The organism is Kitasatospora sp. NPDC001175, from assembly GCF_053598215.1.
The window spans coordinates 1-16,218 of sequence record NZ_JBSFJU010000044.1 but is presented as its reverse complement, the minus strand read 5'-3'; the positions used below and the strand labels follow the sequence as shown (position 1 = coordinate 16,218).

The 16,218-nt window shown below is 70.5% G+C and carries 12 protein-coding genes and 1 pseudogene; 4 read left to right on the top strand and 9 right to left on the bottom strand.

The features are described 5' to 3' along the window. Positions 1-11: 11 nt before the first annotated feature. The 3 genes from ACWDAK_RS26890 to ACWDAK_RS26880 all read right to left on the bottom strand — a co-directional run bounded on the left by ACWDAK_RS26890 (position 12) and on the right by ACWDAK_RS26880 (position 3,585). The gene (locus ACWDAK_RS26890) at positions 12-407 is read right to left on the bottom strand and encodes a GNAT family N-acetyltransferase (RefSeq protein ID WP_427394985.1); all 396 of its coding nucleotides are present in this window, start codon (positions 405-407) and stop codon (positions 12-14) included. Between the two features lie 671 nt (positions 408-1,078). Next, a complete protein-coding gene (locus ACWDAK_RS26885; RefSeq protein ID WP_344640801.1) occupies positions 1,079-2,170 on the bottom strand; it encodes a hypothetical protein in 1,092 nt (363 codons plus the stop codon). A gap of 119 nt (positions 2,171-2,289) precedes the next feature. Continuing rightward, positions 2,290-3,585 carry a multicopper oxidase family protein gene (locus tag ACWDAK_RS26880; protein WP_427394984.1) on the bottom strand — a complete coding sequence of 432 codons (1,296 nt, stop codon included), beginning with the start codon at positions 3,583-3,585 and terminating at the stop codon, positions 2,290-2,292. A 1,053-nt stretch (positions 3,586-4,638) separates the two neighbouring features. Between ACWDAK_RS26880 and ACWDAK_RS26875 the strand changes: the two genes are divergently transcribed. Further along, positions 4,639-6,543 (top strand): PAS domain S-box protein, encoded by a 1,905-nt coding sequence (locus tag ACWDAK_RS26875; RefSeq protein WP_427395042.1) that lies wholly within the window; start codon positions 4,639-4,641, stop codon positions 6,541-6,543. A gap of 97 nt (positions 6,544-6,640) precedes the next feature. Here ACWDAK_RS26875 and ACWDAK_RS26870 read toward each other — a convergent pair whose 3' ends face one another. Together ACWDAK_RS26870 and ACWDAK_RS26865 are read right to left on the bottom strand one after the other, a co-directional pair. After that, positions 6,641-7,411: a glycine betaine ABC transporter substrate-binding protein gene (locus ACWDAK_RS26870; RefSeq protein ID WP_427394983.1), complete on the bottom strand. Its 771-nt coding sequence runs from the start codon at positions 7,409-7,411 to the stop codon at positions 6,641-6,643. Between the two features lie 567 nt (positions 7,412-7,978). Further along, positions 7,979-9,967, bottom strand: a complete 1,989-nt coding sequence (locus tag ACWDAK_RS26865; protein WP_344640793.1) for a heavy metal translocating P-type ATPase — start codon at positions 9,965-9,967, stop codon at positions 7,979-7,981. A gap of 99 nt (positions 9,968-10,066) precedes the next feature. Between ACWDAK_RS26865 and ACWDAK_RS26860 the strand changes: the two genes are divergently transcribed. Beyond that, the gene (locus tag ACWDAK_RS26860) at positions 10,067-10,465 is read left to right on the top strand and encodes an ArsR/SmtB family transcription factor (protein ID WP_344640792.1); all 399 of its coding nucleotides are present in this window, start codon (positions 10,067-10,069) and stop codon (positions 10,463-10,465) included. 225 nt (positions 10,466-10,690) lie between these two features. On the opposite strand, the pseudogene ACWDAK_RS26855 reads toward ACWDAK_RS26860, so the two are convergent. From ACWDAK_RS26855 to ACWDAK_RS26845, 3 genes and pseudogenes are all read right to left on the bottom strand, one after another. Continuing rightward, a pseudogene (locus ACWDAK_RS26855) lies at positions 10,691-11,472 on the bottom strand (transposase); the annotation flags it as partial. Positions 11,473-11,612: 140 nt separating this feature from the next. After that, entirely contained in the window at positions 11,613-12,176 is a 564-nt protein-coding gene (locus ACWDAK_RS26850) for a GNAT family N-acetyltransferase (RefSeq protein WP_427395041.1), read from the bottom strand. Between the two features lie 102 nt (positions 12,177-12,278). Continuing rightward, complete coding sequence (locus tag ACWDAK_RS26845; RefSeq protein ID WP_344636565.1) at positions 12,279-12,551, bottom strand: hypothetical protein; 273 nt, start codon at positions 12,549-12,551, stop codon at positions 12,279-12,281. 122 nt (positions 12,552-12,673) lie between these two features. Here ACWDAK_RS26845 and ACWDAK_RS26840 point away from each other — a divergent pair, with 122 nt between their 5' ends. Continuing rightward, on the top strand, positions 12,674-13,300 hold the full coding sequence (locus ACWDAK_RS26840) for a winged helix-turn-helix domain-containing protein (protein ID WP_449806504.1): 627 nt from the start codon (positions 12,674-12,676) through the stop codon (positions 13,298-13,300). After that, complete coding sequence (locus ACWDAK_RS26835; RefSeq protein WP_427394982.1) at positions 13,278-14,528, top strand: MFS transporter; 1,251 nt, start codon at positions 13,278-13,280, stop codon at positions 14,526-14,528. Before ACWDAK_RS26840 ends, ACWDAK_RS26835 begins: the two co-directional genes overlap by 23 nt. Before the next feature lie 578 nt (positions 14,529-15,106). Here ACWDAK_RS26835 and ACWDAK_RS26830 read toward each other — a convergent pair. Continuing rightward, positions 15,107-15,988, bottom strand: a complete 882-nt coding sequence (locus tag ACWDAK_RS26830) for an aminoglycoside phosphotransferase family protein (protein ID WP_344636568.1) — start codon at positions 15,986-15,988, stop codon at positions 15,107-15,109. Positions 15,989-16,218 lie beyond the last annotated feature (230 nt).

The window sequence follows — 16,218 nt, the reverse complement described above, 5'->3', positions numbered from 1 at the left end:
GGCGGTGGTGCTCAGCGCACCGGGCCGACCCAGTACACGATCTCCTGGCGCAGCGGGACGAAGCCCGCCGCCTCGGCCAGGGCGCGGCTGGGCCCGTTGGAGCCGGGCACCGTCCAGGTGGGGATCCGGCCGCGGCGCCGGATGGCGCCGGTGACCGCACCGACGCAGGCCAGGGCGAGGCCGGCCCGGCGGAACTCCGGGACGGTCACCACGGCCACGTCCTCGTGGACCTGCCCGCGCAGATAGGTGGTCGCGACCGACACCAGCCGGCCCTGGAGGAAGGCACCCCAGGCACCGGCTGCGGCGGCCGGTGCACGGTTCGGGCCGTCCGGCCGCCAGGTGTCGGTGATCCAGTCCAGTCCCGGTGCCAGACCGGAGAGTTGGGCCAGCTCGTCCGCCGTGGTCAACGGCCGCAGCCGGATGCCGGGGGGAAGGTCCGCTCGGGCGCGGCGGGTGCTGCTGGACGCAGATCACCCGCACCCACGGCATCACCGAGGTGAAGGTCCGGCCGAGCAGCGGGAGGAAGCGGTCGGGTGCGCTGAACTGCCCGCGGCCGAGCGGGGCGAGCCGCTCCGCCGGGAGGAGGCGCGGGTCCCCGCGCAGGACGCGGTGCGGGCCGCAGTGCACCAGTGCGGTGCGCGGGGAGAGCGACCGGTCGGCCCAGTACGCGCCGTTCCCGGTGAGCAGGACGTGCGCGGCCAGGGTGCCTGCTCCGGGCGTCTCGGGGCGGAAGAAGGATTCGAGGAGCGGGTGGCGGGCCGCGCCGTGGACCACCGGACGGGGCGGTGCGGCGGCGGCCGCCGGAGAAGACCTCGGGAGAGGACCGTTGGGCACCCTCCTAGTGAACTCCTCCCTCGGGCCGGGAGCACGCAGGCTTGACGGGTTTCTGGCGGCGGGCCGCGTGTTCCTGACGGCCCCTTGGCGCGGTGGGCCGGTGAGGTGGCTGGTCTCGGACTCTTCGCGCACCCGGTCGACGGAGCCGGGCTCGGTGCCCCCGGGCGGCACGGGGCACCGGCTGCCTGCAGGTGCCGGCGGACTGCGGCCCGTAGGTACCCCCGGGCGGCACGGGGGTACCGGGTCAGGCGGCCTGGGGCCGGCGGTCGGCCGGGCGGCGGGGCGGGATCGGGGTGGACGGGAAGTCCCGGGGGCCGGACCAGAGGGCGGGGACGGCGTCGCCGCGCCGGGCCAGCTCGTAGGCGAGGGACTCGTAGTTGACCCGCCAGCCCCGGAAGTGCGGCCAGGCGTCCACCGGTTCGCGCTCCTTGACGAAGCCGCTCGCGACGATCATGGCGACCGCCGCGTCGAACTCCTCGAAGGTGAGCCGGATCGGGGTGTCCGGCTCGGGGTCCGGGTCGAAGTCGACGCGTACGGTCCGGGCGATGTCGCGCAGCGCGGTGAATCCGGCACGCAGCACCAGCCGGGCTTCCGGCGGAGCCGAACGGGGGCAGAGGGCGAGCTGGATCGCCGCCGCGTCCATCACCGCGAGCAGCGCGACCACCCAGTTGCGGTTCGGCTTCGGGGAGCGGAAGGCGAGCAGCACCGGGTAGTTGGAGTGCCCCTCGCCGATGTCGGCGGCCAGTCGCTCCCAGTCGCGGTAGAGCTGCGGCAGCGCGGTCTCGGTGTCCACCAGCGACTGCCGGGCCAGCAGTTCGGGCCCCCAGGCCGGTTCGCCCGCCCGGGACTCCAGCAGGGTCACCTCCACCTCGCGCCGGTTGTAGGAGGAGTAGAGGGTGGGCAGGTAGCCGATCAGCAGGGCGATGGTCAGCGGGCCGCTCGCCGCGGCCACGAAGTCCAGCGCGCTCAGCCGCAGCCGGGCGCTGCTGGCGAAGCCCAGGGTGAACAGGCTGGACCCGGCCTCACGGAAGGAGGTGCTCCAGTCCAGGTTCGAAGTGCCGTGCAGCAGCAAGGTGTAGGCGCAGAGCATCCCGATCAGCCAGGTGGCGAGCATGCCCACCAGTACCAGCGGGGCCAGCCAGGTCAGCGCCCGGTCATGTGCCTGGTACGTGCCGCCGAACGGCCCGGCCACCTGTCTCAGCACGGCACGCAGACAGGCCCAGAGCCGGTAGACCAACGCGGAGTAGAGCCCACGCGGCACCACCAGGGTGCGCAGGATGCTCGCCACCGTGGTCAGCAGGATCAGCAGTCCGGCCAGGGTGTAGATCAAACTCATGACGCCATTGTGGCCCGGCGACCGGCCCGCGCTGTTCGACCGGTAGCGGTCGCCGGGCGAGTCGTGAACGGACGGTGGCGGACAGTCAGCTGCCGCGGGGGCTTGTAGGCGGGGCCGGCTCAGCGCCTCTGCGCTTCCGGAGCACCAGGGACGATGTCGAGGACGGCCATCATGCCCTTGTCCTCGTGGTTGAGGAGGTGGCAGTGGAAGACGGTCTTGCCGGTGAACTCGGTGAAGCGGACCCGCAGGACGGCGTTTCCCCTGGCCGGGACGTTGATGGTCTCGAACCAGCGGTGGCCGGGCTCCGTGGGCGTGCCGTCGGTGCTCATCAGCTGGAAGTGGTTGGTGTGGAGGTGGAAGGAGTGTTCCTCGTCGGTGTTGTTGACGACGTGCCACTCCTCGACGGTGTTCAGCCTGGAGGTGATGTCCACCCGGTTCGGGTCGAACTGCCTGCCGTTGATGTAGAACTCGGTGCCCGCGGCGTTCTCCGTGTAGACGATGTCGTGCCGCGCGGCGATGTCGGCACGGCTGAGGTCCTCGTTCGGCGCGAAGCGGTCGGGCAGTCGCGCCGGACGCATCGGCCTGCCCGAGGTGACCACGGTCGCCAGGTTCACCTGTGGGAACTTGTTCCCGGCCGGTCCGGTGTCGTAGGCGAGCGTCTGCAACTGCGCACTGCCGGGCGCACCGCCCTGCACCAGTACGTCGAACCGCGCGGCGGCCGGGATCACCAGGGAATCCGCGGAGTAGACCTGCTTGACGGGGTAGCCGTCCTGGGCGATCACGTGGAACTTCACACCCGGCAGGTTGAGCTTGTAGTAGATGTTGGCGCCGATGTTGGCCAGCCGCCACAGTTGGGTCTCTCCCGGCCGGATGCTGATGACCGGGTTCTGCTGACCGTTGACGGTGCGGTTGGTGGGCGCTCCGATGCTGAGGTCCTCGGTCTTGACGGAGTCGCCCTGGACCTGGTCGTCCTTGAGCGCGATGACCCGCTCTTTGATGTGGCGCAGGGAGCGGGGCAGGTCCTGCTCCAGCCCGTCGACGAGGATGACACCCGACTCTCCGCCCGCCACCTGCGGGGCGGAGCGCATGTTGGCGTGGGAGTGGTACCAGTAGGTCCCCGGTGTGATGTCACGCGGGATCCGGTAGGAGTAGTGATAGGTCTCGCCCGGCTTGATGGCGATGAAGATGTCGTCGGACGGACTCTTCGGCGAAACATGGAGCCCGTGGACGTGGACGTTGGTGTTCTCGTTCACCCGGTTCGTCATGGCCAGCTCCACCCGGTCGCCCGGCCGGATCCGCAGGGTGGGCGGCATGTAGAGGCCGTTGTAGGTCAGCGCGTACAGCTCGCGATCACCCACTGCGGCCTTCCGCCGCTCGACGATGATCTGCGCTCGCAGCACACCGTTGTGGCTCACCAGCTCCGGCGGGTCCTGCAGCGGTCGACCGGTACCGGCAGGCGGTGTCGCCGGTCGGTGCGGTGCATCCGCGGACGGCGGCGCCGGGGGCTGATCCGGTCGCGCGGCCGCCCAGGACGGGCCGGCGCTGCCGGGTACGGACACCGTGGTGAGTAGCAGGCCGGCGGCGAGCCAGGCTGAGGAAGGGCGAGGCCGCATGTGACTGCCTCCAGCAGAGCCGCAGATCGGTGACGGCAGGGGCTTGCTCGCCGCTTCTGGGCCTGGGTGAACCCCGCAACTCCGGGCGAATCGATCACAGAACGGATCGTGCCTTCAATACCATCCCGAACGACCACTCATCGCATGCCGGGACGGCCATCCGGCCCACAGCCCCGGGTGTTGCCGCCGGCGGCCGGGGCGACGGGCCTGACGGCAGCGCTGCAGGCCGCGGTCGAGCGGGCCCAGGAGGAGCACCCGAACGCGGCGGCGAAGCGATCGACGAGGATGATGGTCACGAGGAAGACCGTGCGCAGTCGCCGGTCTGGGGAGGCGTGATGCTGGCTGGCCCGGGGTTTTGGGACTCGGAGATCGCGCGGGCGGGTTGGACGCGTGTGATCTCGCCGAGTCGTTCCACGTGTCCGGAGATAGCGGGGCGCGGCACGGTGTGGGGTCGGAACGTCTACGTCCGTGGTCATGAGCAGTTGATCATGGAGTGGTCCGATCCTGTGTCGCTGTCGGCCGTCATCCTCAACGGGCAGTCGCATCAGGTGGAGTCGGCCGAGGTGCTGGCTGCCGTCATAAGGGAGGGTGGTCATCGCTGAGGAAGTAGCTGCCCCACGGTTCTGGTCGGCGGTCGGGACCCGGGCATAGCCGATCAGCATATGACGAAATCATCGCTTTTCGACCCTTCCATCGGGCATGTGCGACGGCGGTGTGTCAGTTGCGGACATCTGCGCGCGGCCGTGGTGCGGATGTGCTGGGCTGGGCGGAACGCGGTGAACTGCGAGTCAGGGGGCTGAGATGAGAGACACGGCCGACGCGGCGTTCCGGGACAGAGGCTTCCCCGCCGACCGGATGCCCGGGCCCTCGGGGGCCGCAGCCGGGGCGAGCGGGCCCGGGGCGGCCGAGGAGCGGTTCCGGGGGCTGCTGGAGGCGGCCCCGGATGCCATGGTGATCGTGGACGACACGGGAACCGTCATGCTGGTCAACGCACAGACCGAGGCGTTGTTCGGCTACCAACGCGAGGAACTCCTGGGCCGCCCCGTCGAGTTGCTCGTGCCCGGCCGCTTTCGTGAGCATCACACCGCCCACCGCGACGGCTACGTCGCCAACCGCCAGGTCCGCCCGATGGGCGCCGGGCTGGAGCTGCACGGGCTGCGCAAGGACGGCACCGAGTTCCCCGTCGAGATCAGTCTCAGCCCCCTGGAGACCGCCGACGGGCTCCTCGTCTCCGCCGCCGTCCGCGACGTCAGCGAGCGCAAGGCCGCAGAGGAGCGCATCAACGAGCTTGCCGCGCTGGTGGAGTCCTCCCAGGACGCGATCCTCGCCAAGACCCTCGACGGCCAGATCACCTACTGGAACGCCGCCGCCCACCGGCTGTACGGCTACACGGCCGAGGAGGCCATCGGCCGGCACGTGGCGCTGCTGGCCCCGCCCGACCACCACGCCGAGATCACCGTGCTGTTGGAGCGCCTGCGGAACGGGGAGAAGGTCGAGCACTTCGAGACCCTCCGCGTCACCCGCACCGGCGAGCTGCTGGACGTGGACGTCACCCTCTGGCCCACCCGCGCCGCCGACGGCACGGTCGTCGGCGCCTGCGCCATCGTCCGCGACATCAGCGACCGCAAGCGGGCCGAGGCCGAACTGACCGCCCTGTACGAACAACAGCGGCACATCGCCCTCACCCTGCAACGCAGCCTGATGGGTACCCCGCCCACCATTCCGGGTCTGGCTGCCGCCCACCGCTACCTGCCCGCCACCCAGGGCGCCGGGGTGGGCGGCGACTGGCTCGACCTCATCCCGCTGGGCGCCGGCCGCGTCGGCGTGCTGATCGGCGACGTGATGGGACGCGGCCTGGAAGCCGCCGCCCTCATGGGCCAGCTGCGCTCCGCCGCCCACGCCCTGGCCAAGACCGGCATGCAGCCCCACCGGCTCATGCAGGCCCTGGATGCGGTCGTCGCCGACCTGGACCTTCCCGACCAGCTGATCACCTGCTGCTACCTGGTCATCGTCCTGGACACCGGAGAGGTGACCCTCTGCTCGGCCGGACACCTGCCCGTCTTCGCCGTCACCCCCGACAATGGCGTGCGCACCCTGGCCGCTCCCGTGAACGTACCGCTGGGCGTCGGCGACATCCTGCATCAGCAGGCCACCACCACCGTCCCACCCGGCGCCACCCTCGCCCTCTACACCGACGGCCTGGTCGAAACCCCCGGCAGCGACATCGAGTACCAGCTCGACCGGCTCGCCGCCGCCCTCACCGACGCCTTCGCGGCCACCCGCAGTCTGGAGGCCGCGACCGACCACGTACTGGCCGCCGTGCTGCCCGACGTCCACGGCCACAACGACGACGTCACCCTGCTCCTGGCCCAACTCCCCACTGCCCTGCCGGCCACCACCGCCGAGACCGAGCTGCCTGCCCTCCCCGTCGCCGTGTCCGAGGCCCGCGCCTTCCTGGCCAAGGTCCTGATCTCGTGGGACTGTGCCCATGTGGCCGATGACGCCCGGCTGCTGCTCTCCGAGATCCTCACCAACGCCGTCCAGCACGCCCGGGGACCGCTCGGCCTGCACCTGCGCCGCACCAGCACCGAACTCACCGTCGAACTCAGCGACCAGAGCCCCCGACTGCCCCAGCCGCGCCTGGCCGCCGCCGACGACGAATCCGGACGCGGCCTCCTCCTCGTCGACACCCTCGCGGACAAGTGGGGTGTCCGCCCCGGCGACCAGGGCAAGACCACCTGGTTCACCCTCCGGTTTTGACATCCTCCCCCGGCCACGCGGGGTTGCGACGGGATCGGAGACCGTCCCTCGTCCGCGTACGCGGGGCGGGGGCGGGGTGGCTGGACGCGGTGCCGTGTCACGGGAGCAGGTCCGGGCGGCTCGCCAGGTAGCGGTCGGCGGCCTGCAACGGTGTGAGGCCGTCCGCGTTGATCATGGTGTCGAGCTCCTCGACGCCGTCGTTCCCGAGGTGCAGCGCATCGAGGCGGGCCAGTGCCTCGGGGTGGACGCGGTCGAGCGCCTCGCGGCGGATGACGGGACCGGCCGCGTCGACGGCGCCCAGCAGCCCCTCGGGCTCGGCGATGGCGCGCAGGCCGTGGAGGCGGTTGAGGTACTGCGGGCGCCAGAGCGGGATGACGAACCACTCCCGGTCGGCGATCCCCTGCTCGACCCGGGCGATGAAGCCCGGCTCGGTGCCCGGGGCGAAGGTGTAGCCGGCCTGGTCGAGGCCGTACGCGGTCACCATCCGGGCGGAGAAGCGGCTGATCCCCGCACCGGGGTTGATGCCGTCGATGGCACGGGTCATCCGCGCGGCCACCTCGGGACGGGTGAGGTCGGCGACCTCGCCGACCGCTTCGACGGAGACGTACGGTGGCACGGCCCAGAGGCAGTACGGCTCGTAGTGCGGGGCGAGCACGCGCACCTCGTCGCGGTACCCGGCGAGGTAGCCGTCGTGGCTGGAGGGCAACCAGGCGGAGACGAGCACGTCGACCTGGCGGGCCGCCTGCAACCGGAAGAGCTGTTCGTGCCGTGCCTCGATGCCGGTCACCCGATGGCCGTGAGCCTCCAGGACGCGGCGGGTGACGGCCGCGACGGCACGGTGGAAGGACAGCGCGATGTGGGATTCCACCCGAAGATCGCGGTACGCACCGAACAGGCCCCCGCCGCCGCCAACTACGCCGCCGCCGGACTCGGCCCCACCCTCGTCCCCGCCAACACCATCCCCCCGCACTTCGCGGGCGCACTCCTACGCCCCGACCCCCCGGTCAGCCGCCAACACCATCCCCCCGCACTTCGCGGGCGCACTCCTACGCCCCGACCCCCCGGTCAGCCGCCAACTCACCGTCTACACCCGCACCGGCCCGGACCCCGTCGCCGCCGCGTTCCTGGACATCCTCACCGACCAAGCCCTCCTGATGCCCACCCACATCCGCCGACGGCTGCGCCTCACCGAACGAGCACCCCAGTCCCGTCGATAGTGCTCTCATGTCGAAGCGATCAGTAGCAGCGATGATGCGCCGTCTATCCGGCACGGTGGAGGAGTTCACGCCCGGCCGACGACACCGCTCGGCGGCCTTCGGCGTGCCGCAGCAGCAATCCGCGGCAGACCGTGGCGGTGCAGCGAGCCGCCGCCCCTTGGCGGGTGCGGCGGCCGAGGGGGTACCCCCGGCCGAAGGCTGGGGGAGGGCGCGATGGGTCACCGGCGGCCCTCCGCAAGGGCCTTGGTCCAAGCGGTCTCGCGCAGCAGGCGCAGGCCGTTGAGGCCGACGATCACGGTCGAGCCCTCGTGGCCGAGCACGCCGAGCGGCAGCGGGAGGGTGGCGACCAGGTCCCAGAGCACCAGGCCGGAGATGAACAGCGCGGCGATGACCAGGTTCTGCACCACGAGGCCGCGGGCGCGGCGGGAGAGTGCCACCACAGCTGGGACGGTGGCGAGTTCATCGCGGACGATGACCGCGTCGGCGGTCTCCAGCGCGAGGTCGGAGCCGGCCCGGCCCATGGCGATGCCGGTGTGGGCGGCGGCGAGCGCGGGGGCGTCGTTGACGCCGTCGCCGATCACCAGTACCTTCCGCCCGGCCTGCTCCTGTTCCTTCACCGCGGTGACCTTGTCCTGCGGCAGTAGGCCCGCGCGAACGTCGGCGATGCCGACCTCGGCCGCCAGACGGGCGGCGGCGCACGGGTTGTCGCCGGTGACCAGCACAGGGGCGGCGCCGGTCAGGGCCGTGAGTGCGGCGACGGTGGCGGCTGCGTCCGGGCGCAGGCGGTCGGCGATGCCCAGCACCCCGACCGGGACGCCGTCCGCCTCCACCAGTACGGCAGTGCCGCCATCGTCCTCCAGGTCACCTGCCACGGTGGTGGCCCAGGCGGACATTGCGTCGTCGGCGTCGTTCAGCAGCCGGGCGGGGGCACCGACCGCGACCGCACGGCCGTCGACGGTGGCGGTGACGCCGATGCCGGGGGTGGAGGTGAAGTCCTCGGCGGTGGTGAGGGCGAGGCCCCGGGTGCGGGCGGCGTCCACGACGGCGCGGGCGAGCGGGTGTTCGCTGGGGTGCTCGGCGGCCGCCGCAAGTGCCAGCAGCTCCTCCTCCGTCAGATGAGAGCCGGCCAGGGGGCGGATGTCAGTGACGCGGGGCGTGCCCTCGGTGAGGGTGCCGGTCTTGTCGAGCGCGACGGTGTCGACCTGACCGAGGCGCTCCATCACCACGGCGGACTTCACCAGCACACCGTGGCGTCCGGCGTTGGCGATGGCGGACAGCAGCGGCGGCATGGTGGCCAGGACCACGGCGCACGGCGAGGCGACGATCATGAAGGTCATCGCGCGCAGCAGCGAGCCGGTGAACGCCGCGCCGAATGCCAGTGGCACAGCGAAGACGGCGAGGGTGGCGATGACCATGCCGATGGAGTAGCGCTGCTCGACCTTCTCGATGAACAACTGCGTGGGGGCCTTGGTCTCGGAGGCTTCCTCGACCATCTGCACGATCCGGGCGATCACCGAGTCGGAGGCGTCCCGGTCGACCTTCACCCGCAGGGCACCGCTGCCGTTCAGGGTGCCGGCGAACACCTCGTCACCGATCTCCTTGGGCACCGGCAGCGGCTCGCCGGTGATGGTGGCCTGGTCGACCTCGCTCGTTCCGTCCAGTACCCGGCCGTCGGCGCCGATCCGCTCGCCCGGCCGCACCAGGACGGTGTCGCCGACAGCGAGGTTCTCGGTCGGTACGGTCTCCTCGGTGCCGTCGTCCAGAAGGCGGGTCGCGGTGGCGGGGGCGAGGTCGAGCAGCCCGCGCACCGAGTCGGCGGTACGCGCGGTGGCCAGGGCCTCCAACGCGCCGGAAGTGGCGAAGATGACGATCAGCAGCGCGCCGTCCATCACCTGTCCGACCGCGGCGGCGCCGAGGGCGGCGACGATCATCAGCAGGTCGACGTCGAGGGTCCTCTCCCTGAGCGCCTGGAGGCCCGCCCAGGCGGGCTCCCAGCCACCGGTGGCGTAGGCGAGGGCGTACAGCGGCCCCCAGGACCACGCGCTCGCTCCGGTCAGCTGGAGCGGCAGGGCGATCAGGAACAGCACCGTCGCGGCTGCCGCCCAGCGGGCCTCGGGCAGTGCGAACACACGCGTGTGCCGCCGCGGGGCGGCGCCGGGACGCGCGAGCGCAGCGGGCGCTGGGTGCTCGATCAGGGTGGAAGGCATGGCAGGGCAGACCTCTTCGCGCAGGTCGGGGCTAACGGCTCAACCACCATACAGGTACATATGAACAGTTATTCATTTGTCGTCTGTAGTATTGGGCACATGGGTCATGGAGCCGCTCCCGCGAAGAACGCCGTCCCGCGCATACGCCTGGACGAGGCCAGCGCCGCCCGGGTGGCCACCACTCTGCAGGCCCTGGCCACTCCCTCCCGACTGCTGATCCTCGCCCGCCTGCGCGAAGGCCCCTGCGCCGCCACCGAACTCGCCGGCGAGGTCGGCATGGAGCAGTCCGCCTGCTCCCACCAGCTGCGCCTGCTGCGCAACCTCGGCCTGGTGGTCGGCCGGCGGCAGGGCCGCTCGGTCGTCTACGAGCTCTACGACAACCACGTCGCCGAACTCCTAGACCAGGCCGTCTATCACATCGAGCACCTGCGCCTCGGGCTCAGCGACGCCACCGAGGCGGAGGAAGCGGACGAGGCCGTGCCAGACGCGGCGCGCTGACCGGACTCCGTCGCCCACGCTGCACGGCAGCTGGTTGCAGGCCTGATCGCGCTCGGAGTCGGCCACCCGCCCTCGGCGGAACCGGTGTCGACGATGCGTCAGCGACGCGGGTCTGGCGACTTTGGACGGGGCGGGGACTCCGGCGAGGCGGATGGTCGCCCGTACCAGGGAACGCTACACGGCGGTTCAGGAACGGCTAGGAGCGTGTCCCGGCAACGGGCAAGCGGCAGGTCGGCCGTGATCGGTGGGATCGGTCGCGGCCGTCCGGTTGGCATCTGTGGGGATGCGTCCGTGTGGTGCGGGTGGGGTCTGCTCGTCGTGGGCGAGTCGGCCGGTTGCCATGAACGTCTTGGTGCCGCAGGCCAGTTGGCGTTCTTTCGCGGCTTCGAGGTTGGTTTCGGAACAGTGGCCGGCGTCGACCAGCGCCTGCTTGGGGTGGGCGCCGGTGTTGGCCGCGGACTGGTCGAGCATGGTGGTGTGGTTCAGCGCGTCGGAGGCGTTGGTCGTCACGTCGGCGGCGGCGATGACCTGGTGTTCCTCGTCGACGACGGCTAGGGCGTTGTACGCCTGGATGTAGGCGCCTTTGCTGTTCCTCATGATCCGTGAGTCGGGGTCGGTGAAGTTGGCCTGGGCCTTGGACTTGGAGGCGTTCGCTTCGAGCTTCGTGCCGTCCAGGGCGACGCGGCCCGTCTTGACCATGCCGAGCCTGGTTGCCAGGTGCAGGGACTGGGTGAACAGGTCGGTGAGGGCGTCCAGGTGGCGGCGGCCGGAACCGCGATATCGAGCGGAAGTTCGGGGCTTGGTCGGCGGCCAGGTAGCGGAACGCGATGTCGTCGGCGCACCTGCGCTCGATCGCCCGAGAGGAGCGCACCCCGGTGGTGTAGCCGTAGATCAGCAACCGCACCATCAGCCGGGGATCGTAGGGCGGGTAGCCGCGCTTCTCGGTCCAGCGACGGGGGCAGCAGCAGGACCTGGTACGGGTCGAACGCCCTGAACCGCTTGTCCACCCCGGCCGGACGGCCCTGCGACTTCCTCTTCTCTACCGGCTCGACCTCGAACAGCCCATCCCCACCACTCATACCGCCGTCATCCAGCACGAATGATCAAGAAGTGCGAGTGGATCGCCTCCCCGCCGTCATGTGTGGCGTCACTCCTCTTGGCGGAAGTCCAGCATGTAGAAGACCTTGTCGTAGCGGCCGGTGCCGACAGCGACGAAGTCGGGTAGACGGCCGTACTCGCTGAAGCCCAACGATCGGTAAAGGTGCAGGGCATTGCTGTTGTCGCCACGGGCATCCAGGGTGAGGATCTCGATTCCTGCCCGCCTGGCGTCAGCGACCAAGCCAGCGGTGAGTGCACGACCGATACCGCGACCATGGGCAGCAGCATCCACCGCGATCTTCTCCAGGTCAGCGTGCGGGCGATGCGTCGGTCGCGCGTAGCGCAGCCAGTACCCCAGCCCGACCAGCCGACGGTCAAGGTAAGCGGCACGCAGGGCTGCATCGCCGGCGTGCACCGCGGAGATGACATGGTCGAGGAGTTCCGACACCTCATCGCGCGACGGAGGTTCGACCCAACCAAGTGCAGCACCTCCACGGACCAGGTCCGTCAGGATCTTGTGGGCCGACTCCGCGAACCGGACCCCAAGGTCTGGATCGGACGTCAGCTCCGTCGCGTCAAGGATCACGGGCTCACGGGTTCCACTGCTGGTCATGGCCGTAGTCATGACCAGCAGCCTAACCAGCCCAAGTTCCATTGGGGAGGCCCTCCACCCCAGCCCCCAGCCGTGACCGAGCCCTGTTGCTGACCCACGCTCCTAGCCGAAGGGAAGTCGCTGGCCGCGATCGGCCGGGAGGTACGGCTGGACCGCTCCACTGTGCGCCGCTTCGCCCGCGCGGGCGGCATCGACGAGCTCCTCATCAGGGCGGTCAAGCGGCAGTCCATCCTCGACGAGTACAAGCCCCACCTGTACCAACGCTGGAACGAGGGCTGTTACGACATCCCCCGGCTCCACCGTGAACTCCGGGAACTCGGCTTCCCCGGCGGCCTCCAGACCGTGCGCCGCTACCTTCGGGAGGTCAAGCAGCACGGCTTCCCAGCGATCCGGCCGCGCATATCACCGGTCTCTCGGGGGAGTTCGACACCCGCAGCCAGCTCCGGCCAGCAGCAGGTCTTGTCGAGCGTAATGTTTTGAGCGTAGCCTCTCGAAACATGTCTTCTGAAGAAGTTCGACATGTTCCCGGACACCCGTCAGTTGCCGACCGCCCGCTCCGGCAACTGACGGACCCCAAGACGATGAGGGCGGTGGCCCACCCGACCCGGCTCGCACTCCTGGAGGCGCTCAACCAGCGCGAACCGCTGACCGCCACGGAGGCCGCCGAGATGATCGGGGAGTCACCGACGAACTGTGCCTTCCACCTACGGACCTTGGCCAAGTACGGCTTCGTGGAAGAGGCCGGTGAGGGGCCCGGCCGGCGCCGACCGTGGCGGCGCAAGCACATCGGCTTCGTGGTGGACGACGCCGAGGGCGATGTGGAGATGGGCCATGCGGCCGAAGCCCTGGCGCAGTTGCTGTGGGAGACCTGGCTAGCGCGGGTCAACACGGTGAATGCCCGCCGTTCCGGCTTTGAAGAGACCTGGCGGCAGGTCACCAGCGGCATCGAGAACGTGGCCTACGTGACCCCGGAGGAGGCCCAGCAACTGAATGCCGAACTAAGCGAAGTACTCGACCGCTATCGGGACCGGCTGGAGGAGCCTTCGCGCCGCCCGGCCGGAAGCCTGCCGGTGGAGATGCTGCTGTTCACGTATCCGCTCGATGCGACCAGGCCGGAGGCATGAGCTGATGCGCAGGCTGTGGGGGGACCGAAACGCCCGGCTCTACATAGCCGGGCAGAGCCTGTCGACCTTCGGCGACTCGGCGCTGTGGCTGGCTCTGGGGATCTGGACCAAGATGCTCACCGGGAGTGCTTCGGCCGCGGCACTGTCGCTCTTCATGTTCACTCTGGGGAGCCTGTCCGGACCGGTCGGGGGGATGATCGCCGACCGGATGCGCCGTCGCCCCCTTCTGATCGCCGCCAACCTCGCCACCGCGGTCCTGGTTCTACTCCTGCTCCTGGTCCACGACCGGAACCAGGTGTGGCTGATCTACGCCGTGATGTTCGGCTACGGCCTGTCGGCCGGCGTCCTCGGCCCGGCCCAGACGGCCCTGCAGCAGACGCTGCTCCCCGAGGAGCTCCTGGGCGAGGCGAACAGTGCCCTGCAGACGGCCCAGTGGGGAATGAGACTGATCACTCCGCTCCTCGGCGCCGGAATGCTCGCCACAGTGGGCGCGACACCAGTGATCATCGGGGACGTGGTGACGTTCCTCGTGGCCATCGCCGCGTTGTTCGCTGTGCGGGTCCACGAGGAGAGGCCGGCACCGACCGAGCAGCACTGGTTCGCGGAGGCGATCGCTGGCGGCCGCCACATCGGCGCCACTCCTGCGCTGCGGCAGCTGACCCTGGCTGGCGTGCTGGCCACGACCGCCTTCGGGCTCTCGGAAACAGCCCTCTTCGCTGTTGTGAGCAAGGGTCTGCACCGTCCCGACGCCTTCCTCGGGGTGCTGATCTCAATCCAGGGGGCCGGTGCCATCGTGGCCGGGATCACGGCGGCTGCGATACTGCGCCGTCTCAAAGAAGGCCGCCTTGTCACCCTGGGCCTGGCCACCGCCGCGTCCGGTTTCCTCCTGCAGATCGCATCGTCGACTCCGGCCGTGCTCGTGGGCTCAGCGCTCATCGGCTCCGGCCTGCCGTGGATCACCGTGGGCATCATGACGCTCCTCCAGCGCCGCACACCACCAGACTTGATGGGCAGGGCGGACGCGGCGCTCGACCTGGTTCTCTGCACACCGCAAACGGTCGCCATCGCTCTCGGCGCCGGATTGCTCGCCGTGATTGACTACCGAATCCTCCTGCTCGCCATCGCATGCCTCATGCTCGCGGCGTCCGTCTTCCTGCTCACCCGGCCCGAGCACCGCGATATTGCTCCGGAGCGACCGGCTACGGCTACGACTGGCGCCGTCCCGTGACCACCCCCTGACGAATCGGCTGTGGCGGACCGGGCCCCGTCCGCCACAGGTCATGCCGAAACTTGGAGGCCATCCTGGGCGGGGCGGGTTTGGTGAAGTCGACGTCGAGATGCGGCTCGTACGCCTCCGGCCGCAGTTCCATGACCTTACCGTCGATCTGCCGATACCGGACACGGACCCTCCCGCTCCTCACCGCACCCACGCTTGCTGACCCTAGGAGCAGAACAGGTGCGGCCAAGATCTCGATCGGGTGATTGTCCGGCGTCGTTGCAGCAGGCGACGGACAGGTCCCTGGTTCGCGGACGTTTCGTGTGACTACGCGTTGAGGACGGACCGGGCCTGGGCGAGTTTGGCCTGGACCTCGGTCTTCTTCGCCGTCAAGGCGAACCGGCGCCCGGTGCGGTTGGCGAGTCAGGTACCGCCGGACGGGCGGGAACGGAGCCTTCGGGCTCGAAAGCCTGTGGAGACTCGGTAAGACCGGCGGAAACGTCGGCACAAATCGTTGAAGCAGGAAGCCACGGTCGTGCCGCTTCCGACGGTACGGGCCGGAATCTCCCGGCTTCAGTCGGGAGAGCGCGTCAATCCAGCACCGCGCGGAAGACGCGCTCGCCGATGCCGCCCATCAGCGGGTTGTCCGCCGAGTGCGTCAGGAAGACCAGGGATAGGGCCAGCGCCCATCCGCGGGCCCGCTCCCAGGTCGCGTCGTCCGCGTGACCGTACGCCTGCCGGAGGGCGGCTCGCTGCTCCGCCGTGAACAGCATCCAGGCCACGGACAGGTCGGTCGCGGGATCGCCGGAGGTGACGTCGCCGAAGTCGATCACGGCGCTGATTCGGCCGTGGTCGACCAGGATGTTGGCCGGGTGCAGGTCCCCGTGCAGCCACAGCGGCGGACCGTCCCATGCGGGTGCGGCGGCGGCCGTCTCCCAGACGCGTTGCGCGGCGGCGCGGTCGGCCGCGTCGGCGACGTGCGCCAACCCGTTCAGAACGCCCTCGGCGCGTCCGGCCAGCGGGATCCCGCGAAACGGGTTGACGGGCGCGTCCGGCGGGGCCGGGGTGTGCAGCGCGGCCAGGAAACCGCCGAGTGCGGTCGCGGCCGACCGGAGGTCGTCGGGCGCCGTCCGCGCGGCGATCCGGCCCGGGAGGAACGGCACGACACTCCAGGACCACGGGTACTGCGCCGTCGGCCGCCCGACGCGCACCGCTGCGGGCACCGGCAACGGCAGGCGAGTGGCCAACTCGGGCAGCCACCGCTGCTCGTGCGCGACGAGCTCGGCGGCCTTGGCGCGCCGCGGCAGCCGGACGAGGAACTTCTCACCGAGTCGGCACACCAGGTTGTCCCAGCCGTTGGCCAGCACCTCGATCGACAGGTCCGCGAGGTCGGGGTGCTGCGCGTCGAGCAGGTGGCGCACCAGGTCGACGGAGACGGGAACCTCCGCGGCCGGCATCCGGTGAACTGTCATAGCAGGACCCTACGGCCGCCCCCGGCCAACGGGAGGCCGAATTGGCCGGTTCCGGGGGCGGATGCACTCCGTCGCTGAACTCGCCGAAGACTGCCGGGAGATGCCTGCCCGTCTGTACGGCTCCGGGATCTCCGAGCTAGGCAGTGTCCTGGCGATCACGAGCGAAGCCAGATGACGAGTGCGGCTGCGGTGACGGTGCCGAGGTAGACGTAGCCGCGCTTGTCGAATCT